Origin of the sequence: Streptomyces genisteinicus, assembly GCF_014489615.1 — a bacterium.
Classification (GTDB): Bacteria; Actinomycetota; Actinomycetes; order Streptomycetales; family Streptomycetaceae; genus Streptomyces; species Streptomyces genisteinicus.
This window is the reverse complement of record NZ_CP060825.1, coordinates 3,888,646-3,911,745: the sequence shown is the minus strand read 5'-3', so window position 1 is coordinate 3,911,745 and position 23,100 is coordinate 3,888,646. Positions and strand designations below refer to the sequence as shown.

Sequence of the window (23,100 nt, the reverse complement as noted above, 5' to 3'; positions counted from 1 at the left end):
CCGGGACCTCGCCGTCCCGTGGTGCCGGCGACCGCACACGGTCACTCACAGGTCTAAACCAATTTCCGGAAGGCCCTTGTCACCCGGCCTCTCGGCTGATGAGCTATGGCCTGGGACACATACGCACAGAAGACGCCCTGGGAAAGGGAGATGTCGTGAGCAACGAGAGCCTGGCCAACCTGCTCAAGGAAGAGCGGCGCTTCGCGCCGCCGGCCGAGCTGGCAGCGAACGCCAACGTGACGGCGGAGGCGTACGAGCAGGCAGCGGCGGACAGGCTCGGCTTCTGGGCCGAGCAGGCACGGCGGCTCGCCTGGGCCACCGAACCGAACGAGACGCTCGACTGGAGCAACCCGCCCTTCGCCAAGTGGTTCGCCGACGGCACCCTCAACGTGGCGTACAACTGTGTGGACCGCCATGTCGAGGCGGGGCACGGCGACCGGGTCGCCATCCACTTCGAGGGCGAGCCGGGCGACAGCCGGGCCATCACCTACGCGGAGCTCAAGGACGAGGTCTCCCGGGCGGCCAACGCCCTGACCGAACTGGGGGTCCGCAAGGGCGACCGGGTCGCCGTCTACATGCCGATGATCCCGGAGGCCGCGGTCGCGATGCTGGCCTGCGCCCGTATCGGCGCCGCCCACTCCGTGGTCTTCGGCGGATTCTCCGCCGACGCCGTCGCCTCCCGCATCCAGGACGCCGACGCCAAGCTGGTCATCACCGCCGACGGCGGCTACCGCCGCGGCAAGCCCAGCGCCCTCAAGCCCGCGATCGACGACGCGGTCTCCCGCTGCCCGCAGGTCGAGCACGTCCTGGTGGTGCGGCGCACCGGCCAGGAGACGGCGTTCACCGAGGGGCGCGACGTGTGGTGGCACGACGTCGTCGGCCGCCAGTCCGCCGAGCACGCACCCGAGGCGTTCGAGGCCGAGCACCCGCTCTTCATCCTGTACACCTCGGGCACCACGGGGAAGCCGAAGGGCATCCTCCACACCTCCGGCGGCTATCTCACGCAGGCGGCCTACACCCACCACGCCGTCTTCGACCTGAAGCCGGAGTCGGACGTGTACTGGTGCACGGCCGACATCGGCTGGGTCACCGGCCACTCGTACATCGTCTACGGCCCGCTGGCCAACGGCGCGACGCAGGTCATGTACGAGGGCACACCCGACAGCCCGCACCAGGGCCGCTTCTGGGAGATCGTCCAGAAGTACGGCGTCACGATCCTCTACACGGCGCCGACCGCGATCCGCACGTTCATGAAGTGGGGAGACGACATCCCCGCCAAGTTCGACCTGTCGAGCCTGCGGGTGCTCGGCTCCGTCGGGGAGCCGATCAACCCCGAGGCGTGGATCTGGTACCGGGAGAACATCGGCGCCGGCAAGACCCCGATCGTGGACACCTGGTGGCAGACCGAGACCGGGGCGATGATGATTTCGCCGCTGCCCGGTGTCACCGAGACCAAGCCCGGTTCCGCGCAGCGCGCACTGCCCGGCATCTCGGCCACGGTCGTCGACGACGAGGCCAACGAGGTGCCCGACGGAGGCGGCGGCTACCTGGTGCTGACCGAGCCGTGGCCGTCGATGCTCCGCACCATCTGGGGCGACGACCAGCGCTTCATCGACACCTACTGGTCCCGCTTCGAGGGCAAGTACTTCGCCGGCGACGGCGCCAAGAAGGACGACGACGGCGACATCTGGCTGCTGGGCCGCGTCGACGACGTGATGCTGGTCTCCGGTCACAACATCTCGACCACCGAGGTCGAGTCCGCCCTCGTCTCCCACCCCAAGGTCGCCGAGGCGGCGGTCGTGGGTGCCGCCGACGAGACGACCGGGCAGGCGATCGTCGCCTTCGTCATCCTGCGCGGCACCGCCAGCGAGGACGAGGGACTCGTGGAGGAGCTGCGGGCCCATGTGGGCGCCACGCTCGGCCCGATCGCGAAGCCGAAGCGCGTGCTTCCCGTGGCGGAGCTGCCGAAGACCCGCTCGGGCAAGATCATGCGCCGCCTGCTGCGCGACGTCGCCGAGAACCGCGAGCTGGGTGACGTCACCACGCTGACCGACTCATCCGTCATGGACCTCATCCAGACGAAGCTCCCGAGCGCCGCGAGCGAGGACTGACACGTCGATCGCTCCGTCCGAGGGCCCCGCCGCGCACAGCGCGGCGGGGCCCTGTCATGTCCACAGTCCTGCCGGAGAGGCATGCGGGTAGGGTTAAGGCCGCGTCAACGACGCAGTAGCTGTTCAAGGTGCGCCGGGAAGTCTGGTCGGCAAGTGTTCTGCCATGCCCGACCGACCGGAGGTTTCCGCTCGTGGCCCCGTCGCCCCCCACTCCCCGCACCGTCCTCGGCCGCCTCTCGCTGCCCGAGCGCACCTATGTCGCGGACGCACTGCGCACGGAGACCGTCGGCGGAGTGCTCCTGCTCGTCGCGGCGGTCGCGGCCCTTGTCTGGGCCAACACCTTCGGCGGCAGCTACGCCTCGGTGAGCGACTTCCACTTCGGGCCCTCGGCACTCGGCCTGGACCTCTCCGTCGCCCACTGGGCGGCTGACGGGCTACTCGCGGTCTTCTTCTTCGTCGCCGGCATCGAACTCAAGCGGGAACTCGTCGCCGGCGAGCTGCGCGACCCGCGAGCCGCGGCACTTCCGGTCGTCGCCGCGCTCTGCGGCATGGTCATGCCCGCCCTGGTGTATCTGATCGTCACGACCACCGGCGGCGGTTCCACTTCCGGCTGGGCGGTCCCGACCGCGACGGACATCGCCTTCGCCCTCGCGGTGCTCGCCGTGCTCGGTGCCTCCCTCCCCTCGGCGCTGCGGGCCTTCCTGCTGACCCTGGCCGTCGTGGACGACCTCTTCGCGATCCTGATCATCGCGGTCTTCTTCACCGCCGACCTGAACTTCGCGGCCCTCGGCGGGGCCTTCGCCGGTCTCGCGCTCTTCTGGCTGCTGCTGCGCAAGGAGGTGCGGGGCTGGTACGTGTACGTACCGCTCGCGCTGGTCGTCTGGGGCCTGATGTACAACAGCGGCGTGCACGCCACCATCGCGGGCGTGGCGATGGGCCTGATGCTGCGCTGCACCCGGCGCGAGGGCGAGGAGCACTCCCCCGGCGAGCACATCGAGCACCTGGTGCGGCCGCTGTCGGCGGGTGTGGCCGTACCGCTGTTCGCCCTGTTCTCGGCCGGTGTCACGGTCTCGGGCGGCGCCCTCGGAGACGTCTTCACCCGGCCGGAGACGCTCGGCGTCGTCCTCGGACTGGTCGTCGGCAAGGCCGTGGGCATCTTCGGCGGCACCTGGCTGACGGCACGCTTCACCAAGGCGGAGCTGAATCCCGATCTGCGCTGGCCGGACGTCTTCGCGCTGGCCACCCTCGCCGGCATCGGGTTCACGGTGTCCCTGCTGATCGGCGAACTCGCCTTCGACGACGACCCCGCCCTCACCGACCAGGTGAAGGCGGCGGTACTGGTCGGTTCCCTGATCGCCGCACTTCTCGCAGGAGTCCTCCTCAAAATGCGGGTACGCACGTACCAGGCGCTCTACGAGTACGAGGAGCGCGATGAGGACATGTCAGGTGTCCCGGACGTCTACGAACAGGACGACCCCGCTTACCACTTGCGGATGGCGGCGATCTACGAGGAGAAGGCCGCCGAGCACCGCCGGAAGGCCCGAGCGGCGGGGGCGTCGAGCGACGGCGGCGACAGTCCGGCATGATCTGACATCGGACCGTAGTACGCGCAGACCGCAGGAACTGGAGAGGGAGTCAGCGATGAGCGATCCCGGCAACACCACGGCGAAGGCTGTCGGCGCCGACCGCAGTCTCGGACAGCTGGTCGCTTCGGCGACGGCCGAGATGTCGGCGCTGGTGCACGACGAGATCGCACTGGCCAAGGCGCAACTGCGCCAGGACGTGAAGAAGGCCGGCATCGGCGGCGGGCTCTTCACCGTCGCCGCCATGGTGCTGCTGTTCTCGCTGCCGATGCTGAGCTTCGCCCTCGCCTACGGCTTCCGGACGTGGACGGGCTGGAACATGGCCCTGTGCTTCCTGCTGTCGTTCGCCGTGAACGTCGCCCTGGCCCTGCTGCTCGCGCTGGTCGGCCTGGTGTTCGTGAAGAAGGCCAAGAAGGGCAAGGGTCCCCAGAAGGCGGTCGCGTCGGCCAAGGAGACCGCGGCGGTGCTCCAGAACGCCAAGCCGCACCCCCGGCCCGAGCCGCGGCCGGAGCTGACGGGCGGGGTCCGGGAGGACAAGGCTCTGGTGTGACCGGGCTCACCGGTCCGGCGGCACCGCCGCCGGGCCCGGCGAACGCGTCGCCCCCGGTTGTGGCACGCTCATCTGCATGACGGCCCCTGAATCCAGCCCCGGCGGCTTCTCCGCCCTCGGCAGCCCCGTACGCGTCGACGGTCCCTGGACCCACCGTGACGTGGCAGCCAACGGCGCCCGCTTCCACATCGTGGAGATGGGCGACGGGCCGCTGGTGATGCTGCTGCACGGGTTCCCGCAGTTCTGGTGGACCTGGCGGCACCAGCTCACCGCCCTCGCCGACGCGGGCTTCCGGGCCGTAGCGATGGACCTGCGGGGCGTGGGCGGCAGCGACCGCACGCCCCGGGGCTACGACCCGGCGAACCTCGCGCTCGACATCACCGGGGTGGTGCGCTCGCTCGGCGAGCCGGACGCGGCGCTGGTCGGCCACGACCTGGGCGGTTACCTGGCCTGGACGGCGGCCGTGATGCGGCCCAAGCTGGTGCGCCGGCTCGCGGTCTCCTCGATGCCCCATCCGCGGCGGTGGCGGTCGGCGATGCTCTCCGACTTCGCGCAGAGCCGGGCGGGATCGTACGTGTGGGGCTTCCAGCGCCCGTGGATCCCGGAGCGGCAACTGGTCGCGGACGACGCGGCCCTGGTCGGCCGGCTGATCCGGGAGTGGTCCGGACCGCAGCCGGTCGACGAGGAGGCGGTCGACGTCTACCGGCGCGCGATGTGCATCCCGTCGACGGCCCACTGCTCGATCGAGCCGTACCGGTGGATGGTGCGGTCGCTCGCGCGGCCGGACGGCTTCCAGTTCAACCGCCGCATGAAGCGCCCGGTGCGGGTGCCGACGCTGCATCTGCACGGGTCGCTCGACCCGGCGATGCGCACGCGCAGCGCCGCCGGTTCGGGCGAGTACGTCGAAGCGCCCTACCGCTGGCGCCTGTTCGACGGGCTCGGCCACTTCCCCCATGAGGAGGATCCCGTGGCGTTCTCCGGGGAGCTCATCAACTGGCTCAAGGACCCCGAGCCGGACCGCTGAGGGCCCGTGAGGGGGCCGTACGGCGGCGGCCGATGGGCCGTTCGGGTGCAGTCCGGGAACGGTTGTCCTACGAACGGCCAAATGCCTGGCGCATAGGCCAATTGGACGCCCGGGACGCGGTTACCGACCTTGAGGCCCGGGCAGACGTCCCGGTATGGGCTGGACGCACGACTACAGTGACGCAGCACGCAACCGCCGCTCGGCCAACGGGCCGATCAGCCACGACCGTGGCGACTCCCCCGGCGGGAGCCACGAGCATCCCGGAGACGGGATGGGCATTCCGCGCATCCTCCGTCGCCGCGCCCGCTGGGTGTCGGCGCGTCTGAGGCATCCGCGGGGCTGACGGCCGGACGGCCCCGTCCGGACGATTACCCGGTACGCGCACCGGCGTATCCGCACACCTCGCACGCGTACCGCCGGGCACCCGCGCACCCCGCACGTGTGCCACCGAGCACCCGCGCACCCCGCACGTGTGCCACCGAGCACCCCGCCCCTCGCACGCGTGCCGCCGGGCACCCGCGCCCGGGCGGCGCCGGACCCGGCTACAGCGCGCATCCCTGGCTGTCGACCTGCTGGTTGGCCGAGCGGCCCTTGGCGATGTCCTCGCGGATCTCGTCGACGGTGAGGGCGTAGCCGGTGTCGGCGTCGTCGAGAGAGCGGGCGAAGATGACGCCGGAGACCTTGCCGTCCGTGGTGAGCAGCGGGCCGCCCGAGTTGCCCTGGCGGACGGTCGCGAAGAGCGAGTACACGTCGCGGCGGACCGTGCCCCGGTGGTAGATGTCGGGCCCGTTGGCGTTGATGCGGCCGCGGACGCGGGCGGAGCGGACGTCGTAGGCGCCGTTCTCGGGGAAGCCGGCCACGATCGCGCTGTCGCCGCTGCGGGCGTCCTCGTCGGTGAACTGGAGGGGTCGTGCCGTGAGGTCGGGGACGTCCAGCACGGCGATGTCCCGCTCCCAGTCGTACAGGACGACCTTGGCGTCGTAGAGCCTGCCCTCGCCGCCTATCTGGACGGTGGGCTCGTCCACGCCGCCGACGACGTGGGCGTTGGTCATCACCCGGCGCTTGTCGAAGACGAAGCCGGTGCCTTCGAGGACCTTGCCGCAGCTGGGCGCGGTGCCGACGACCTTCACGATGGACTGCTTGGCGCGGGCGGCGACCGGGCTGCCCACCAGCGCGGGGTCGGGCGCCTGGACCTCGGTGATGGGCTCGTTGGCGAAGGGGCTGAAGACCTGGGGGAATCCGTTCTGCGCGAGGACGGAGGAGAAGTCCGTGAACCAGGTGTTCGCCTGATCGGGCATCACCCGGGAGACGCCGAGCAGCACCTTCGAGCCGCGGACCTCCTTGCCGAGGGTCGGCAGGGAGGTGCCGGCCAGGGCGGAGCCGATGAGCCAGGCGACGAGCAGCATCGCGACGACGTTGACCAGCGCGCCGCCCGTGGCGTCCAGCGCCCGGGCGGGCGACCAGGTGATGTGGGTGCGCAGCTTGTTGCCGAGGTGGGTGGTGAAGGCCTGTCCGACGGAGGCGCAGACGATCACGATGACGACGGCGACGATGGCCGCCGTGGTGGAGACCTCGGCGTCGTCGGTCAGCGCCCCCCACACCACGGGCAGGAGGTAGACGGCGACGAGGCCGCCGCCGAGGAAGCCGATCACCGAGAGGATGCCGACGACGAAGCCCTGGCGGTAGCCGACGACCGCGAACCAGACAGCGGCGACCAGCAACAGGATGTCCAGCACGTTCACCGTCTTCAGCCTCGCTGTGTCGTCGCCGGGTGCTCCTGCCGGCTATGCGTCCTCGGTCCGCGGCTCGGCCGCTTGCGCCAGGTGTCCCGGGGCGGGACCTGTGCCTGGCCACCCTGTCATGCGCGCCAGTCGAGCGGGACCTCCCTGGAGCGGTCCCACGGGCGTTCCCAGCCGGAGAAGTGCAGCAGCCGGTCGATGACCCCGGCGGTGAACCCCCAGACCAGGGCCGATTCCACCAGGAAGGCGGGCCCCGCGTGACCGCTCGGGTGCACGGCGGTCGCACGGTTGGCCGGGTCCGTGAGATCGGCCACGGGCACGGTGAAGACACGGGCGGTCTCGGCGGGATCGACCACGGAGACCGGGCTGGGGGCGCGCCACCATCCCAGTACGGGCGTCACCACGAATCCGCTCACCGGGATGTAGAGCTTGGGCAGCACGCCGAACGTCTGGACGCCGGACGGATCCAGGCCCGTCTCCTCCCAGGCCTCGCGCAGCGCGGCACGCAGCGGGCCCGTGGTGGCCGGGTCGCCGTCCTCCGGATCCAGGGCGCCGCCGGGGAACGAGGGCTGGCCCGCGTGGGAGCGCAGGGTGCCGGCCCGCTCCATCAGCAGCAGTTCGGGGCCCCGCGCGCCCTCGCCGAACAGGACGAGGACGGCCGACTGCCGGCCGCCCCCGTCGGCCGGCGGCAGGAAGCGGCTGAGCTGGTGGGGCTGGACGGCACCGGCGGCGCGCACCACGGGGTCCAGCCACGCGGGCATGCCTTCGGTGGTCACGGCCGGCTCGTCACCGGCCCGGCCGGACCGCTCGTACGCCTCGTACGTCTCTTCTCCTGCGCGTGTCATGGGCACCCCTGGGTGCTCAACGCCCCGGGGATCCCGGATCGTTCCTCGCGGCGGACCGCCCGGCGAGAGCTCACTCGGCGGTACCCGCGGCGGGCGCCGGCGTGCCCGGGTAGTCCGGGGGCGGCTTGAGGCGCTGCCCCGGCCGGCCGCCCATCTCGTACTTGAGGAGCTTCTTCGCCTTCTCCGGGTCCGTCTCGCCCTCACCGTACGAGGGGCAGAGGTGGGTGATCGGGCAGGCGCCGCAGGCCGGCCTGCGGGCGTGGCAGATGCGGCGGCCGTGGAAGATCACGCGGTGCGAGAGCATCGTCCACTCGGACTTGGGGAAGATCGTGGCGATCTCGGCCTCGATCTTCCCCGGGTCGTCCTGCTCGGTCCACTTCCAGCGGCGCACCAGCCGCATGAAGTGGGTGTCGACGGTGATGCCGGGGACGCCGAAGGCGTTGCCGAGGACGACGAAGGCGGTCTTGCGCCCCACACCGGGCAGGGTGACGAGTTCCTTCAGCGTGCCGGGCACCTCGCCGCCGAAGTCGTCCCGGATCGCCTTGGAGAGCCCCATGATCGACCTGGTCTTGGCGCGGAAGAAGCCGGTCGGCCGGATGAGCTCCTCGACCTCCTCGGGGACCGCCGCCGCGAGGTCCTCGGGCGTCGGGTACGCGGCGAAGAGGGCGGGGGTGGTCTGGTTGACGCGGAGATCGGTGGTCTGGGCCGACAGGACCGTGGCGATCAGGAGCTGGTAGGGGTTCTCGAAGTCCAGTTCGGGGTGGGCGTACGGGAAGACCTCGGCGAGTTCACGGTTGATCCGGCGGGCTCGGCGCACCATCGCGAGCCGGGATTCCGGTTTGACCGATTTCTTCCTTCTGCCCGGACCGGGCGAGGGGTGTTCGCCCACAGCGGAATTCTGCTTTCCGGACACGTTTCCAGCCCCCTTGGCCTGCACTGTCACCGGCGAATTGGACACCCGGCCAGCCTAAGGGGGACCGCCGACATCCGCCGCGGTCCCCCGGAATCAGGACCCAATCGGACCCCTGCCGTACGGAGGGGCGCGTCAGTACGTCAGACTTGTTGTGACTGATCGCACGATTGTTTAGTACCGGGGTCCTCGTCCCCGACGATGCCGCCGCGGGGCACCGGGTCCCCAGGACAGTGCAGCGTGGTCCGGCATCATGGGGGACTACGTCCCCTGAGCAGGTCGACAAGGAGAGAACTCGTGGACGACGTTCTGCGGCGCGCCCCGCTCTTCGCGGCGCTCGATGACGAGCAGGCCGCGGAGCTCCGCGCCTCGATGAGTGAAGTGACGCTCGCCCGTGGCGACGCGCTCTTCCACGAGGGCGACCCCGGCGACCGCCTGTACGTGGTCACGGAGGGCAAGGTCAAGCTCCACCGCACGTCCCCCGACGGGCGCGAGAACATGCTCGCCGTCCTCGGACCCGGCGAGCTGATCGGCGAACTGTCCCTCTTCGACCCCGGTCCGCGCACCGCGACCGCCACCGCGCTGACCGAGGTGAAGCTGCTGGGCCTGGGCCACGGCGACCTCCAGCCCTGGCTGAACGTCCGCCCGGAGGTCGCGACGGCGCTGCTGCGCGCGGTCGCCCGACGCCTGCGCAAGACCAACGACCAGATGTCCGACCTGGTCTTCTCCGACGTGCCGGGCCGTGTCGCCCGCGCGCTGCTCGACCTCTCGCGCCGCTTCGGCGTGCAGTCGGAGGAGGGCATCCACGTCGTCCACGACCTCACGCAGGAGGAGCTCGCCCAGCTGGTCGGCGCCTCCCGCGAGACCGTCAACAAGGCGCTGGCCGACTTCGCGCAGCGCGGCTGGCTGCGGCTGGAGGCCCGAGCGGTGATCCTGCTGGACGTGGAGCGCCTCGCGAAGCGCTCGCGCTGATCGCGCACCGCGTCCCGGCGGACTTCACGAAGGGCCGCCCGCGTCACGCGGGCGGCCCTTCGCCGTGCGCTCAGTTCTTCGTGCCGTCCACGATCAGCGGATTACCCGTCCCCCCGCCGCACGGGACCGCGTAGACCGGCTGCTGGGCCGCGGCCTCCTTGAACGCCTCGATGCACTGGTTGGCGAGGACCTTGTCCGTCAGGGAGTCGCTCAGGATCCGGTTCGCCCTGGCGATGCCCTCGGCCTCGATGCGCCGGCGCTCGGCCTCCGCCTTCGCCGTGCGGCCCGCCTCCGTCGCCCGTTCGGTCGCCTGCTCCTGCTGGATCTTGAAGTCGATCTGCTCCTGGAGCTTCTCCGAGGGCTTCACGTTGCGCAGGTTGACCGTCGTCACGGCGATGCCGCGGGGCGCCAGGCGCTCCCGGATCAGATCGCCGATCTCGGTGTTGATCTTCTCCCGGGCCGAGGTGTAGCCCTCCTCGCTGGTGTGCCGGGCGAAGACGTTGCGGACGATCTCCCGGCTGTCCGGGAAGACCAGACGCTGCTGGATCGCGTCCTCGCTGCCCGCCAGCCGGTACAGCTCCACGGCCTTCGCCGGGGTGACCGCCCACTTCACGGTGATCTCCGCGTACATGACGCCGCCCTGCGAGGAGCGGACCTCGACCACGTCCTTGTCGGAGAGGTTGAGGTCCACGGGGCGCGTGGAGAACGTGGTGACGCCGGTGAACGGCGAGGTGAGGTTGACCCCCGAGGTCATCGGCGAGCCGACCTTGCCGAAGGTGACGGGCACGCCGACCTCGTAGGCGCTGACCACGTGGACGCAGCTCGAGACCCCGGCGAACAGCCCGGCGATCAGCGCGCCCAGCGCACCCAGTCTCAGCCCCCGGTGGTCGCCGGCGCGGGCGACGAAGAACATCACCGCAGCGGCGATGACGAGTATGACGAACAGGACGAACACGGTTGTCCCCCCAGTGACGGTGCCGCGACATAAGCGGGCCGTAAGGCCTCGCCTGCGACGACGCCGGGCGCGCCCGGAGGGTTCCGTTCCGCACGGGCCCGCACGGGCCGCCCGGACCGCGGGCCCGGCGCGGCCGCGTCCGGAACGCCGTCAGGCCGTGTCGCTCACGCCGATGAGACCGTGCTCGCGCAGGTAGGCGAGCTGGGCCCGCACCGACAGCTCGGCCGCCGGCCACAGGGACCTGTCGACGTCCGCGTAGACGTGGGCGACGACCTCCGGGGCCGTCGTGCGGCCGTTCTCGACGGCCGTCTCGACCTGGGCGAGCCGGTGCGCGCGGTGGGCGAGGTAGAACTCGACCGCGCCCTGGGCGTCCTCCAGCACCGGGCCGTGCCCCGGCAGCACGGTGTGGACGCCGTCGTCCACGGTGAGCGAGCGCAGCCGCCGCAGGGAGTCGAGGTAGTCCCCGAGCCGCCCCTCCGGATGGGCCACCACCGTGGTGCCGCGGCCCAGGATCGTGTCGCCGGTCAGCACGGCGCGGTCGGCGGGCAGATGGAAGCTGAGGGAGTCGGCGGTGTGCCCGGGGGTGGCGACGACCCGCAGCTCCAGGCCGCCGGTGGTCACGACGTCGCCTTCGGCGAGTCCTTCGTCACCGAGCCGCAGCGCCGGATCGAGCGCCCGCACCCGGGTCCGGGTGAGTTCGGCGAACCGTGCCGCCCCTTCCGCGTGGTCCGGGTGGCCGTGGGTGAGCAGGGTGAGCGCGATCCGCTTGCCCGCCGCCTCTGCCGTGGCGGCCACGGCCCCCAGGTGCGCCTCGTCCAGCGGCCCCGGGTCGATGACGACGGCGAGGGAGGAGCCGGGCTCGGAGACGATCCACGTGTTGGTGCCGTCCAGCGTCATCGCGGACGGGTTGGGCGCGAGGACGTTGACCGCGCGGGCGGTGGCGGGCCCGGAGAGCACGCCTCCGCGCGGCTGTCCCGGCAGTGCTGCGGCGTCCGTCATCGCGGTCCTCCCTGCGGCAGGTGCGTGCCTCCCCGCGGTACGTGCTTGGTGAACTCCTCGTGGCCCGGCCAGCTCAGCACCACGTCGCCGTCCTCGCCCAGACGGGCCGTGGCGAGGACCGGCTCGAGACTCTGCCGGGCGGCGGCCGCGAGCGCGTCCGCGACGCGGGCGTACGGCTCCAGGGCCCGCAGGGTGGCGACGGTCGGCGGCATCATGAGCAGCTCGCCCCTGTCGTATCCGGCGACGGCCTCGGCGGGGCGGGTCCATACGGTGGTGTCGGCCTCGGTGGACACGTCGCGGGTGCGCTGTCCCTCGGGGAGGGCGGCCACGAAGAACCAGGTGTCGTAGCGGCGCTGCTCGAACTCGGGCGTGATCCACCGCGCCCAGGCGCCGAGCAGGTCGGAGCGCAGGACCAGGCCGCGGCGTTCCAGGAACTGCGCGAACGACAGGTCGCGGTCGACCAGCGCCTGCCGGTCGGCCTCCCAGTCGTCTCCCGTGGTGTCGCCGACGACGGTGTCCGCGGCCGGTCCGGCGAGCAGCACGCCGGCCTCCTCGAACGTCTCGCGGACCGCCGCGCACACCACGGCCTGGGCGGTGGCGGCGTCGTCGGTGCCCAGCCGGTCCGCCCAGGTCTCCAGCGAGGGCCCGGCCCAGCGGACCGGCCGGTCGTCGCGCGGGTCGACTCCGCCGCCCGGATAGGCGTACGCGCCTCCGGCGAAGGCCATGGAGGTGCGCCGCCTCAGCATGTGGACGGCGGGCCCGTCGGTGCCGTCGCGGAGCAGCATCACCGTCGCGGCCCGCTTCGGGGTGGCGGGCGCGATGTCGCCCGCGGCAAGGGCGCGGATGCGGTCGGGCCATTCCGGCGGGTACCACTGACCATTGGGCATGGCCGGATGCTATGCGTTCTAGCGCGGATGTTCGAGGGGTGGCCTGGCGTACGGGTGTGGGCCGGGGCGGGGACGCATGGGTGCGGGCCGGGGACGCACCGGGCCCGGGACGGCGAGGCCCCCGCGCCGGGTGCTGCCGGGCGGGGGCCGTCGTCGGGGCGGACGGGTCAGTCCTGGACGAGCTCCACCTGGATCTCGACCTCGACCGGCGCGTCGAGGGGCAGCACCGCGACGCCCACGGCGCTGCGGGCGTGCACGCCCTTGTCGCCGAGGACCTCGCCCAGCAGCTCGCTCGCGCCGTTGAGCACGGCGGGCTGCCCGGTGAAGTCGGCGGCGGAGGCGACGAAGCCGGTGACCTTCACGACCCGCGCGATGCGGTCGAGGTCGCCGGCGACGGACTTCACGGCGGCGAGGGCGTTGAGCGCGCAGGTGCGCGCCAGGCCCTTGGCCTCCTCGGGCGTGACCTCGGCGCCGACCTTGCCGGTCACCGGAAGCTTCCCCTCCACCATCGGGAGCTGGCCCGCGGTGAAGACGTACGCGCCGGAGATCACGGCCGGCTGGTAGGCGGCGAGGGGCGGCACGACCTCGGGGAGCGTCAGGCCCAGCTCGGCGAGCCGGCGGTCGACGACGCCGCTCACTGCTTCTCCCGCTTCAGGTAGGCCACCAGCTGCTCGGGGTTGTTGGGCCCGGGCACGACCTGGACGAGCTCCCAGCCGTCCTCGCCCCAGGTGTCCAGAATCTGCTTCGTCGCGTGCACGAGAAGGGGCACGGTCGCGTATTCCCACTTGGTCATGGGCCCGACTGTAGCCGCCCGGAGGAGGCGCTCCACGACAGCCCTCGCCCCCGTGAGCGGCCCCCGACGGCTCGGCGACAGGTCCGCGTCGGGTCCGGGACGGGGACGGGACGGGTCCGGGACGGGGACGTGTGCGCGAAGGAACACAGCCCGAGGGCAGCCTCGTGCGTAGGCCGTGCCGCTACTGGTTAGGCTCGAATACGTGAGCAGGCTCCAGGTCGTCAGCGGCAAGGGCGGTACCGGTAAGACCACGGTCGCCGCCGCCCTCGCGCTCGCCCTCGCCACCGAGGGGAAACGCACCCTTCTGGTCGAGGTGGAGGGCAGGCAGGGCATCGCCCAGCTCTTCGAGACGGAGGCCCTTCCGTACGAGGAACGCAAGATCGCCGTCGCCTCGGGCGGCGGCGAGGTCTTCGCGCTGGCCATCGACGCCGAGCGCGCGCTCCTGGACTACCTCCAGATGTTCTACAAGCTCGGCTCCGCGGGCCGCGCGCTCAAGAAGATCGGCGCGATCGACTTCGCGACGACCATCGCACCGGGCGTGCGGGACGTGCTGCTCACGGGCAAGGCGTGCGAGGCAGTCCGCCGCAGGGACAGACAGGGGCGGTACGTCTACGACTACGTGGTCATGGACGCACCGCCCACCGGACGCATCACACGCTTCCTGAACGTGAACGACGAGGTCGCGGGCCTGGCCAGGATCGGGCCGATACACAACCAGGCCCAGGCCGTGATGCGGGTGCTCAAGTCCCCCCAGACCGCGGTGCACCTGGTGACGCTGCTGGAGGAGATGCCCGTCCAGGAGACCGCGGACGGCGTCGCCGAACTCCGCGAGGCGGACCTCCCGGTGGGCAAGGTCATCGTGAACATGGTCCGCCCCCACCTCCTCGACGAGGAGGCCGTGCGCGACGCGTCCGACGGACGCCGCCCGGAGATCGCGCAGACCCTCGCGCGGGCCGGCTTCACCGCCGCGGACGACCTCGTCACCCCGCTCCTGGAGCAGGCGGCCGAGCACGCCCAGCGCGTCGGGCTGGAACGGGAGCAGCGCCGGGTGCTCACCGCGATGGACCTCGGCGCGTACGAACTGCCCATGCTCAGCGAGGGAGTCGAGTTGGCGGGGCTGTACCGGCTGGCCAGGGAACTGCGCAAGCAAGGGGCCGGATCATGACGCTCGACACCGCGGCCCGTCTCGAGGTCGACCCGCTGATCGACGACCCGGCCACGCGCATCATCGTGTGCTGCGGCGCGGGCGGCGTCGGAAAGACGACCACCGCCGCCGCGCTGGGTGTCCGGGCCGCCGAGCGGGGCCGCAAGGTCGTGGTGCTCACCATCGACCCGGCGCGCAGGCTGGCGCAGTCCATGGGAATCGACTCCCTCGACAACACCCCGCGCAGGGTCACGGGCATCGAGGGCCGCGGCGGCCCGCCCGGGGCGGAACCGGGCGAGCTGCACGCGATGATGCTCGACATGAAGCGCACCTTCGACGAGATCGTCGAGGCGCACGCGGACGCCGAACGGGCCCGCGCGATCCTGGAGAACCCCTTCTACCAGTCCCTGTCCGCCGGTTTCGCCGGCACGCAGGAGTACATGGCGATGGAGAAGCTGGGTCAGCTCCGTGCGCGGGACGAGTGGGACCTCATCGTCGTGGACACCCCGCCGTCGCGGTCGGCGCTCGACTTCCTCGACGCGCCGGGGCGTCTCGGGTCCTTCCTGGACGGCACGTTCATCAAGCTGCTGATGGCTCCGGCGAAGGTCGGCGGCCGGGCCGGGATGAAGTTCCTCAACGTCGGCATGTCGATGATGACCGGGACGCTCGGCAAGCTGCTGGGCGGCCAGTTCCTGCGGGACGTGCAGACGTTCGTGGCCGCCATGGACACCATGTTCGGCGGCTTCCGCACGAGGGCGGACGCCACCTACCGGCTGCTCCAGGCGCCCGGCACCGCGTTCGTCGTGGTCGCGGCGCCGGAGCGGGACGCGCTGCGCGAGGCGGCGTACTTCGTGGAACGCCTGGCCGCGGAGGACATGCCGCTGGCCGGGCTCGTCCTCAACCGGGTGCACGGGAGCGGAGCCGCCCGGCTGTCCGCGGAGCGCGCGCTGGCAGCCGCGGAAAATCTTGACGAGGGCCGCATTGTCGATCAGGGGGCCGGGGAGACTGGTAGTCGTGACCGCGCGGCCGTCTCTCCCGACTCCCCCCCGGCCGAGGGTCATCTCCCCGAAGAGGCAAGCGAGTTGAACCCCGTACGCGGCGGATCGCCGGAGTCCGCCGCGACGTCTGTGCCCACGCCCGCACCTGGGTCCGGGGCTGGGTCTGGGCCCGCACCCGAGCCCGCGCCTGCGCCTGCGCCTGCGGTGAAGCAGACAGCGCCGCAGCTGACCGCGGGTCTGCTGCGGCTGCACGCCGAGCGCATGCAGGTGCTGGCGCGCGAGCAGCGCACGCGGGACCGCTTCACGGCACTGCACCCCGAGGTGGCGGTCACCGAGGTGCCGGCCCTGGCCGGAGACGTGCACGATCTGGCGGGCCTGCGCACCATCGGCGACCGTCTGGCGGCGCCCGCGTCGCCGGACCCGCTCTGAGTACCCCTGGCCGGTCCCGTGTGAGGCGCCGCCCCAGCGGACGGGCGCGCGGCCGTACGCGTACGGCGGCGTCCTGCGGGGCCCACCCCGCGTCGCGCGGGCTCGCGTCACGCAGCGGCCCGGTCGCCGCCGGTTCCCCGTACCGGCGCACGCGCAGGCGGAGTCAGCCGCTCGTACGGCCCTGACCAGGGCAGGGCGACATGCCCCCCGCGGCCTCGCGGACGGCCGGCGTCGCGGGTGCGCCGCATCGCGGCACGCCGAACCACGTCACCGCGGCGATCCGCAGCGGATCGGTCCGCGCCGGGCCGAGCCCTGCCGCGGTCCGGAACCGTTGCGGCACCCTGCGGCCCGGTGGCGGGCGGACGGTGAGGGGGCCGGCTAGCCGACCGCCGCGTACGCCTCGTACGTCTCGTCGTCGTCGAGCCCCACCGGCAGGATGCCGGCGCTGCGCTCGTACTCCGTGCGTGCTGTCTCGAGCAGCCTGCGCCAGGACGTGACCGTGGGGCGCCTGCGCAGCAGTGCGCGCCGCTCCCGTTCGGTCATCCCGCCCCACACGCCGAACTCGACGCGGTTGTCGAGCGCGTCGGCCAGGCATTCGGTCCGCACCGGGCATCCGGTGCACACCGCCTTGGCCCTGTTCTGCGCTGCCCCTTGTACGAACAGTTCATCCGGATCCGTCGTGCGACAGGCTGCCTGCGCACTCCAGTCGGTAACCCAGCCCATGCCGGCGCCGTCCTCTCCCGAATCGAGGCTCCCCCACGGCGGCAGCGGCATATTCACCGCTGCCAGTTGAGGACGTTACGGAAGGCGGGCAGAGCGCAACACCCCCGCGGGGCCCAATCTTGAATGGCCCGAACGGACTATGCGTACGCGTCAGATCACCCAGGGGAGTGACCCGAAGGCATAGCTCACCAAAGCGGAAATATCGGGCATTTCCTATGCATTGCCACGGACTTCGAAGACGTTTGCGGCCATTCGGACAGGTCTCCGCCGATTCGGGGTCAGCGGAGTACTGCCGGCTATGTGATGCGAGACCGCACTGCTGTGACAGTTGAGAGCAGCTTAGGCCAATGCCTTTATGCCTGTCCGGCGAATGAGAACGTAGGCTGCCCTCATGCCAAAGAAGCGCTCGGGCGGCGGTCTGACCGGGACCCAGCAGGCCGCCAAGTTCCTCGGTGTCAGCGTGCTCTCCGGAGCGGTGCTGGCGGGCATCGCCCTGCCCGCCGTCGGCGCGCTCGGACTCGCGGCCAAGGGAACGGTCGAGGGATTCGACGAGATCCCCGCCAACCTCAAGACGCCGCCGCTGAGTCAGCGCACCACCATCCTCGACAGCGAGGGCGGCCAGATCGCCACGGTCTACTCCCGTGACCGCACGGTCGTGCCCCTGAAGGACATCTCGCCGTACATGCAGCAGGCGATCATCGCCATCGAGGACGCCCGCTTCTACGAGCACGGCGCGATCGACCTGAAGGGCGTGCTGCGCGCGCTGAACAAGAACGCGCAGTCGGGCGGTGTCTCCGAGGGCGCGTCGACGCTCACCCAGCAGTACGTGAAGAACGTCTTCGTCGAGGAGGCCGGCGACGACCCCGACAAGGTCGCCGAGGCCACCCAGCAGACCATCGGCCGCAAGGTGCGCGAACTGAAGTACGCGATCCAGGTCGAGGAGGAGCTGGGCAAGAAGAAGATCCTGGAGAACTACCTCAACATCACGTTCTTCGGGCAGCAGGCCTACGGCGTCGAGGCCGCCTCCCACCGCTACTTCTCCAAGTCCGCCAAGGACCTCGAGCTGGAGGAGGCGGCGCTGCTGGCCGGCATCGTCCAGTCGCCGAGCCGGTACGACCCGGTCAACGACACCGAAGAGGCGACCAAGCGGCGCAACATGGTGCTGCAGCGCATGGCCGACGTCCGCGACATCTCCCAGGAGGAGGCGGAGAAGGCCAAGGCCCGGCCGATCGATCTGAAGATCAGCAAGCCGAAGAACGGCTGCATCACCGCCGTCAAGGGCTCCGGCTTCTTCTGCGACTACGTGCGCAAGACGATCCTCACCGACCCGGCCTTCGGGAAGACGGAGGAGGAGCGCTCGAAGCTCTGGAACCTCGGCGGTCTGACCATCCGGACCACCATGAGCCCGCGGGCGCAGGCCGCCGCCGACGAGGCGGCCACCGCGAAGGTGTACAAGACCGACGGCGTCGCCGCCTCCGTGGTCCAGGTCCAGCCCGGCACGGGCAAGATCCTTTCCATGGGCCAGTCCCGTCCCTACGGCCTGGACCAGAAGCAGCACGAGACGGTGCTGAACCTCGCCGTGGACAGCCGGATGGGCGGCACGACGTACGGCTTCCAGGTCGGCTCCACCTTCAAGCCGATCACCGCCGCGGCCGCCCTGGAGAAGGGCATCAGCCCGGCGCAGTCCTTCACCACCGGCTACAAGGTCTCGCTGCCGATGGACTCCTTCAAGACCTGCTCCGGCGCACCGGCCGGCGGGGGCACCTGGGACCCGTCCAACGAGATGGAGTCCGAGACCGGCACCTGGGACATGACGTCCGCGCTCGGCAAGTCCATCAACACCTACTTCGCCCACCTCGAGCAGATGGCCGGCCTCTGCGAGACGGTCGAGATGGCCAAGAAGATGGGCTACGCCCGCGGCGACGGCAAGCCGGTCGGCGAGAACCCGGCCATCACCCTGGGCAGTGAGGAGAGCACGCCCCTCGCCATGGCCGCGGCCTACGCGGCGTTCGCCAACCGCGGCACGTACTGCACCCCGGTCGCCATCGAGTCCGTCACGGACGCCAACGGCAAGCGGATCAAGGTGCCCGGCTCCCAGTGCTCGCAGGCGATGAGCGAGCAGACCGCCGACACCGTCAACCAGATGCTCAAGGGTGTCGTCGAGGACGGCACGGGCACGAAGGCCGGTCTCGCGGACCGCGACAACGCGGGAAAGACCGGTACGACGAACGACCGCAAGGACGCCTGGTTCGTGGGCTACACGCCGAACCTCTCCACGGCGGTCTGGGTCGGTGACGACGTCGGTGAGAAGCAGTCGATGTACAACATCACCATCGGCGGCACGCCCTACGACAAGGTGTGCGGCGGCTGCCTGCCCGGCCCGATCTGGAAGATCGCGATGACGGGCGCGCTGGACGCGTCCGAGACCCCGTCCTTCAACCCGATCTCCGTCCCGCGCGGGAAGGAGAAGGAGGACAAGGAGCAGGACAAGGGCCGCGACCGGGGCCGCGACCGCGACCGCGGGGACGACAAGCCCGGCGGCAACGAGCCCTTCCCCGGCATCAGCATCCCGCCGGACCTGATCGGCGGCGGGGCCAACCGCGGCCAGGGCGACAACGGCGGCGGCAACTGGCCGTAGCACCGGCCCGCCCCGGGCGGCCGTGAGGAAGTGCGGACATCGAGGAGGGGGACCCGGTCGCGACGACCGGGTCCCCCTCCTCGCGTCCTGTGCGGCGCCGGCTCAGCCGGCGAGCAGCTGCTTGACCGCGGCGGCGACCCGGCCGCCCTCGGCGCGGCCCGCCACCTTCGGGTTCACGATCTTCATGACGGCTCCCATCGCGCGGGGCCCCTCGGCCCCGGCCGCCTTCGCCTCCTCGACGGCCTGGCCCACGATGGCGCGCAGCTCGTCGTCCGTCAGCTGCTGCGGCAGGTAGGCGTCGAGGAGGACGCCCTCCGCCTTCTCCCGCTCGGCCTGCTCGGTGCGACCTCCCTGGGCGAAGGCGTCGGCCGCCTCACGGCGCTTCTTCGCCTCCTTGGCGATCACCTTCTGCACCTCGTCGTCGGAGAGTTCGCGGGCCGTCTTGCCCGAGACCTCCTCCTTCGTGATCGCGGCGAGGGTCAGCCGGAGCGTGGAGGAGCGCAGCTCGTCGCGCGCCCTGATCGACTCCGTGAGGTCTTCCTGCAGCTTGGACTTGAGCGTGGTCATGCGGACAAGTGTGTCAGGTGCGCCGAGCGGTGCGCCCGCGCATTTCGGGGGCGGGGGCAGGGGCGTGCGGACGTGGGGCGGGGCCGGGGGTGTGGGGGTGGTGCCTGCGGGGCGGGGGCGGGGTGGTCCGGTGCGGGGTGGTCCGGTGCGGGGGGCGGTTGCGGGGCGGTGTGGGGCGGTCGGCCGGAGTGCCGGGGCGGGGCCGGTGTGCGCCGGGCGGGCGAGCGGCGCGTAAGGGCGCGGCCATGCGACGGCCGTGCAGGGGCGGCCGGGGGGTCGCCTCGCCGACACCCCCCGTTGACAGCCTGCCTGCGTGCCGCTCCCCCGCCCGTCCGACCCCACCGGCCCGCCGTCAGGTGCGCCCCGGTCCGATGCGCGCCGCTCCCGGCTCACCGGACTCGCCGGTTCCGTGACGCTGGCGGCCGGCGGCGCGGCGGCGGGGGCGCTGCCGGTCGGCGGGGACTTCGTCCCGGGCCCCGGATGGGCGGCGTCCGGGCTGGCGGCGGCCTACTTCGGGCTGGTCCTGCTGGTCGCGGGCTGGATCCTCCTGGGCCTCGCCGTGCGCGGCCCCCGGCCGCCCCGACCGCGCGAGCTGCTGACGACGCTGGCCCTGTGGGCGGCCCCGCTGCTGGTCGCACCGCCACTGTTCAGCAGAGACGTCTACAGCTACCTCGCCCAGGGCGCCATGGTCGACGCGCGGCTGGACGTGTACGCGTACGGGCCCTCCCGCCTCGGCGGCCCGCTCCTCGCCGAGGTCGCACCGCTGTGGCGTGACACCCCGGCGCCCTACGGACCGGTCTTCCTCGCGCTGGCGTCCGCGGTGACCGGCCACGGACCGGACGGCCCCTCCGCGGCGGAGATCGCCGGCGGGGCGCTCGGCATGCGGTCGGTCGCCCTCGGCGGCGTGGCCCTGATGACGTGCTGCCTGCTCCGGCTCGCACGGCACTGCGGCACCGACCCCTCCGCGGCTCTCTGGCTCGGGGCGCTCAACCCGCTGGTCCTGCTGCACCTGGTCGGCGGAGCCCACAACGACGCCGTGATGATCGGCCTGCTGTGCGCGGGCCTCGCCGCGGCCCTCGGCGGCAGGCACCTCACCGGCACGGTGCTGATCACCCTGGCCGCCCTCGTGAAGGCCCCCGCGGCACTGGGCCTCCTCGCGGTCGTCGCCCTGCGGGCCCGCGGGCCCGGCGGTCCGCCGGAGAGTCCACGGACGCTGCGGGCGCAGTGGGCGTCGCCTGTGCGGCTGGTGCGGCGGGGGCGGCGGGTTCGGCGGGGGCTGGAGGTGCGGCAGGCACTGGGGGCGCGGTCGGTGCTGGGGGTGCGGCGATCACCGCAGGTGCCGCCGGTGCCGCGTGCGCGGTGGACGGCCTCGGTCGTCGCGGTCGCGGCGGCGGTCGGCGCGACCACGGCGGTCACGACCGCCCTGACCGGTACCGGTTACGGCTGGCTGCACGCCCTGAGCACCCCGGCCTCCCTTGGCAACTGGGCCCTCACCGCCTCCCTCGGCCGGCTGAGCAGCGCGGTGCTCACCGCCGCCGGCGACGGACCGGCGGTGCTCGCCCGCCACGCCGTGCCCGCCTGGCAGCTGCTCGGACTCGCGGCCTGCGCCGCCGTGATCGCCCTCGTCTGGCGCCGCCACCATCTGCTGCGCCCGGTCCACGCCGTCGGACTCGGTCTGCTGGCCGTGGCCCTGCTCGGCCCCGCGATACGGCCCTGGTACGTGCTGTGGGGGCTGTTCCTGATCGCCGCCGCCGGCCCCGGACGGGCCCTGCGCCGGCTCTCCACGGGAGCCAGTGCGGTGCTCGCCCTCACCGTGCCGCCCAGCGGATTCGCCCCTGGCGGGCCGCAGTTGGCGCTCGCCGCCGCCGGAGGACTGCTCGCCGCGGCGGTCCTGTGGGGCGTGCACCGGCCGGCCCTTCCCCCGGCACGACGACCCCTGAGGAGCACCGCATGACGCCACGGGAGAACGCCGGCCGGCCCCTGCGGTGGCCCGGGACGGCGCACGGGCGGGTGGTCCTGCTCATCGCCATGGCCGGTGCCGTCCTGCTGTTCCTGGCGACCGTGCCGCTCCACCGCGGCTGGTTCGACCTCGGCGTGTACCACGGGGCAGTCCGCCACTGGACGTACGGCGGCGCACTGTACGACTACCTGGTGCCCGGCACCCGGTACGGCTTCACGTACCCGCCCTTCGCCGCGCTGTGCATGCTGCCGCTGGCGGTGGCCCCGTGGCCCGCGGCCGTCGCGGTCATGCTGCTGCTGAACACGGCCGCCGCGGTGCTGATCGTGCGCGGCACGGCCGGCCCGGTGACCGGCGCGCGGGGCTGGACGCCGTGGTACGCGATCGGCCTCGCCGTCTGCGCGTACGCCCTGCTGGAACCGGTCCGCGACACCGTCAGCTTCGGGCAGGTCAATCTGCTGCTGCTCGCCCTGGTCCTGGCCGACACCCGGCCGGCGGCCCGCGGCGGCAGGGCCGCCCGCTGGGCGGGAGCCGGCATCGGCATCGCGGCCGCGGTCAAACTGACGCCCGCCGTCTTCATCGGGTGGCTGATCCTGACACGCAGGCGCCGCGCCGCCGCGAACGCCGTGGCCGTGGCCCTCGCCGCGACCGCGGTCGCGGCCTGGGCGGCACCGGGCGCCTCACGCGTCTACTGGACCGACGCCCTCTGGCGCACCGACCGGGTCGGCTCGCTCTCCTACGTCTCCAACCAGTCCTGGCAGGGGGTGCTCGCCCGGCTGGCCGAGCCGCACGAACCCGACCGGCTGCTCTGGCTCCTCGGCGCGGCGGCCCTCACCGCGGTGTGGGCCGTGCGCGTGCGCCGGGCGCACGCCGCCGGGAACCATGCCGCGGGGGTGGCGCTGACCGGCGTCCTGGCCTGCCTCGTCAGCCCGGTGACCTGGGTGCACCACCTGGTGTGGCTGACCCCGGCGCTCGGCGTCCTCGCGGCCGCGGCCCTGCGGGCGCCCGCTGGAGCCCCGCGACGGCGCCTGGCCGTATGGGCCGTCGCGCTGCCGGTGCTGCTGAGCAGCAGCCTCGTCTGGCTGTGGAGCGCCGACCCGTCGGGGGCGGGCGGCTTCCTCGGCGGCAACCTCTACGTCTGGATCTCGCTCGGGCTGCTGTGCGCGCTGCCGGCCGGTCCGTCAGCGCCCCGGGGACGCGGCAGCCGTGGCGCGGACGGGGCCGCTCCGCCCGCCGACCGCCCGCGACTCCCCACCCGGTGAGGTCTGCGACGATG

At 72.4% G+C, this 23,100-nt stretch carries 21 protein-coding genes; 11 read left to right on the top strand and 10 right to left on the bottom strand.

Annotation, left to right across the window (positions count from 1 at the left end; all coding sequences use genetic code 11):
* Positions 1–155: 155 nt before the first annotated feature.
* From acs to IAG43_RS34540, 5 genes are all read left to right on the top strand, one after another.
* Positions 156–2,111 (top strand): acetate--CoA ligase, encoded by a 1,956-nt coding sequence (acs, locus tag IAG43_RS16965; protein WP_187741567.1) that lies wholly within the window; start codon positions 156–158, stop codon positions 2,109–2,111.
* Between the two features lie 191 nt (positions 2,112–2,302).
* Positions 2,303–3,697 (top strand): Na+/H+ antiporter NhaA, encoded by a 1,395-nt coding sequence (gene nhaA / locus IAG43_RS16960; RefSeq protein WP_187741566.1) that lies wholly within the window; start codon positions 2,303–2,305, stop codon positions 3,695–3,697.
* A gap of 55 nt (positions 3,698–3,752) precedes the next feature.
* Positions 3,753–4,244, top strand: coding sequence for a phage holin family protein (locus tag IAG43_RS16955; protein ID WP_187741565.1), 492 nt, complete (start codon positions 3,753–3,755; stop codon positions 4,242–4,244).
* Between the two features lie 76 nt (positions 4,245–4,320).
* Positions 4,321–5,268 (top strand): alpha/beta fold hydrolase, encoded by a 948-nt coding sequence (locus IAG43_RS16950; protein WP_187741564.1) that lies wholly within the window; start codon positions 4,321–4,323, stop codon positions 5,266–5,268.
* Between the two features lie 154 nt (positions 5,269–5,422).
* Entirely contained in the window at positions 5,423–5,611 is a 189-nt protein-coding gene (locus tag IAG43_RS34540) for a hypothetical protein (protein ID WP_246574393.1), read from the top strand.
* Between the two features lie 199 nt (positions 5,612–5,810).
* Here IAG43_RS34540 and IAG43_RS16945 read toward each other — a convergent pair whose 3' ends face one another.
* From IAG43_RS16945 to nth, 3 genes are all read right to left on the bottom strand, one after another.
* Positions 5,811–7,010, bottom strand: coding sequence for a MarP family serine protease (locus IAG43_RS16945; protein ID WP_187741563.1), 1,200 nt, complete (start codon positions 7,008–7,010; stop codon positions 5,811–5,813).
* Between the two features lie 116 nt (positions 7,011–7,126).
* A complete protein-coding gene (locus tag IAG43_RS16940) occupies positions 7,127–7,852 on the bottom strand; it encodes an NUDIX hydrolase (protein ID WP_187741562.1) in 726 nt (241 codons plus the stop codon).
* Between the two features lie 70 nt (positions 7,853–7,922).
* On the bottom strand, positions 7,923–8,765 hold the full coding sequence (nth, locus tag IAG43_RS16935) for an endonuclease III (protein WP_187741561.1): 843 nt from the start codon (positions 8,763–8,765) through the stop codon (positions 7,923–7,925).
* Between the two features lie 294 nt (positions 8,766–9,059).
* Here nth and IAG43_RS16930 point away from each other — a divergent pair, with 294 nt between their 5' ends.
* Positions 9,060–9,734 carry a Crp/Fnr family transcriptional regulator gene (locus IAG43_RS16930; protein ID WP_187741560.1) on the top strand — a complete coding sequence of 225 codons (675 nt, stop codon included), beginning with the start codon at positions 9,060–9,062 and terminating at the stop codon, positions 9,732–9,734.
* Positions 9,735–9,804: 70 nt separating this feature from the next.
* Here IAG43_RS16930 and IAG43_RS16925 read toward each other — a convergent pair whose 3' ends face one another.
* From IAG43_RS16925 to sp36, 5 genes are all read right to left on the bottom strand, one after another.
* Complete coding sequence (locus IAG43_RS16925) at positions 9,805–10,689, bottom strand: prohibitin family protein (protein ID WP_187741559.1); 885 nt, start codon at positions 10,687–10,689, stop codon at positions 9,805–9,807.
* A 150-nt stretch (positions 10,690–10,839) separates the two neighbouring features.
* A complete protein-coding gene (locus tag IAG43_RS16920; RefSeq protein WP_187741558.1) occupies positions 10,840–11,688 on the bottom strand; it encodes an MBL fold metallo-hydrolase in 849 nt (282 codons plus the stop codon).
* Positions 11,685–12,575 (bottom strand): NUDIX hydrolase, encoded by an 891-nt coding sequence (locus IAG43_RS16915; protein WP_187741557.1) that lies wholly within the window; start codon positions 12,573–12,575, stop codon positions 11,685–11,687. Before IAG43_RS16915 ends, IAG43_RS16920 begins: the two co-directional genes overlap by 4 nt.
* Positions 12,576–12,742: 167 nt before the next feature.
* The gene (locus tag IAG43_RS16910; RefSeq protein WP_187741556.1) at positions 12,743–13,213 is read right to left on the bottom strand and encodes a RidA family protein; all 471 of its coding nucleotides are present in this window, start codon (positions 13,211–13,213) and stop codon (positions 12,743–12,745) included.
* Positions 13,210–13,368, bottom strand: coding sequence for a Sp36 family protein (gene sp36, locus IAG43_RS16905; RefSeq protein ID WP_003991873.1), 159 nt, complete (start codon positions 13,366–13,368; stop codon positions 13,210–13,212). Before sp36 ends, IAG43_RS16910 begins: the two co-directional genes overlap by 4 nt.
* Positions 13,369–13,570: 202 nt before the next feature.
* On the opposite strand from sp36, the gene bagA reads away from it, so the two are divergent.
* Together bagA and bagB are read left to right on the top strand one after the other, a co-directional pair.
* Positions 13,571–14,533, top strand: coding sequence for an ATPase BagA (gene bagA / locus IAG43_RS16900; protein WP_187741555.1), 963 nt, complete (start codon positions 13,571–13,573; stop codon positions 14,531–14,533).
* Positions 14,530–15,939, top strand: a complete 1,410-nt coding sequence (bagB, locus tag IAG43_RS16895) for an ATPase BagB (RefSeq protein ID WP_187741554.1) — start codon at positions 14,530–14,532, stop codon at positions 15,937–15,939. The genes bagA and bagB overlap by 4 nt, the downstream gene beginning before the upstream one ends.
* A 378-nt stretch (positions 15,940–16,317) precedes the next feature.
* Here bagB and IAG43_RS16890 read toward each other — a convergent pair whose 3' ends face one another.
* The gene (locus IAG43_RS16890) at positions 16,318–16,662 is read right to left on the bottom strand and encodes a WhiB family transcriptional regulator (protein ID WP_187283156.1); all 345 of its coding nucleotides are present in this window, start codon (positions 16,660–16,662) and stop codon (positions 16,318–16,320) included.
* 391 nt (positions 16,663–17,053) lie between these two features.
* Here IAG43_RS16890 and IAG43_RS16885 point away from each other — a divergent pair, with 391 nt between their 5' ends.
* Positions 17,054–19,300: a transglycosylase domain-containing protein gene (locus tag IAG43_RS16885; protein WP_187741553.1), complete on the top strand. Its 2,247-nt coding sequence runs from the start codon at positions 17,054–17,056 to the stop codon at positions 19,298–19,300.
* Positions 19,301–19,402: 102 nt separating this feature from the next.
* On the opposite strand, the gene IAG43_RS16880 is transcribed toward IAG43_RS16885, so the two are convergent.
* On the bottom strand, positions 19,403–19,867 hold the full coding sequence (locus tag IAG43_RS16880; protein WP_187741552.1) for a GatB/YqeY domain-containing protein: 465 nt from the start codon (positions 19,865–19,867) through the stop codon (positions 19,403–19,405).
* Between the two features lie 313 nt (positions 19,868–20,180).
* On the opposite strand from IAG43_RS16880, the gene mptB reads away from it, so the two are divergent.
* Both mptB and IAG43_RS16870 read left to right on the top strand, forming a co-directional pair.
* Complete coding sequence (gene mptB, locus IAG43_RS16875) at positions 20,181–21,821, top strand: polyprenol phosphomannose-dependent alpha 1,6 mannosyltransferase MptB (RefSeq protein ID WP_187741551.1); 1,641 nt, start codon at positions 20,181–20,183, stop codon at positions 21,819–21,821.
* Positions 21,818–23,086, top strand: a complete 1,269-nt coding sequence (locus IAG43_RS16870; RefSeq protein WP_187741550.1) for a glycosyltransferase 87 family protein — start codon at positions 21,818–21,820, stop codon at positions 23,084–23,086. The genes mptB and IAG43_RS16870 overlap by 4 nt, the downstream gene beginning before the upstream one ends.
* Positions 23,087–23,100 lie beyond the last annotated feature (14 nt).

Excerpts from the sequence above, each read along its gene's own strand:
- IAG43_RS16955 (WP_187741565.1), top strand. The coding sequence starts at position 3,753 with ATGAGCGATCCCGGCAACACCACGGCGAAGGCTGTCGGCGCCGACCGC.
- IAG43_RS16950 (WP_187741564.1), top strand. The coding sequence starts at position 4,321 with ATGACGGCCCCTGAATCCAGCCCCGGCGGCTTCTCCGCCCTCGGCAGC.
- IAG43_RS34540 (WP_246574393.1), top strand. The coding sequence starts at position 5,423 with ATGGGCTGGACGCACGACTACAGTGACGCAGCACGCAACCGCCGCTCG.
- IAG43_RS16940 (WP_187741562.1), bottom strand. The coding sequence starts at position 7,852 with ATGACACGCGCAGGAGAAGAGACGTACGAGGCGTACGAGCGGTCCGGC.
- IAG43_RS16920 (WP_187741558.1), bottom strand. The coding sequence starts at position 11,688 with ATGACGGACGCCGCAGCACTGCCGGGACAGCCGCGCGGAGGCGTGCTC.
- IAG43_RS16915 (WP_187741557.1), bottom strand. The coding sequence starts at position 12,575 with ATGCCCAATGGTCAGTGGTACCCGCCGGAATGGCCCGACCGCATCCGC.
- sp36 (WP_003991873.1), bottom strand. The coding sequence starts at position 13,368 with ATGACCAAGTGGGAATACGCGACCGTGCCCCTTCTCGTGCACGCGACG.
- bagB (WP_187741554.1), top strand. The coding sequence starts at position 14,530 with ATGACGCTCGACACCGCGGCCCGTCTCGAGGTCGACCCGCTGATCGAC.
- IAG43_RS16890 (WP_187283156.1), bottom strand. The coding sequence starts at position 16,662 with ATGGGCTGGGTTACCGACTGGAGTGCGCAGGCAGCCTGTCGCACGACG.
- IAG43_RS16885 (WP_187741553.1), top strand. The coding sequence starts at position 17,054 with ATGCCAAAGAAGCGCTCGGGCGGCGGTCTGACCGGGACCCAGCAGGCC.
- IAG43_RS16880 (WP_187741552.1), bottom strand. The coding sequence starts at position 19,867 with ATGACCACGCTCAAGTCCAAGCTGCAGGAAGACCTCACGGAGTCGATC.
- IAG43_RS16870 (WP_187741550.1), top strand. The coding sequence starts at position 21,818 with ATGACGCCACGGGAGAACGCCGGCCGGCCCCTGCGGTGGCCCGGGACG.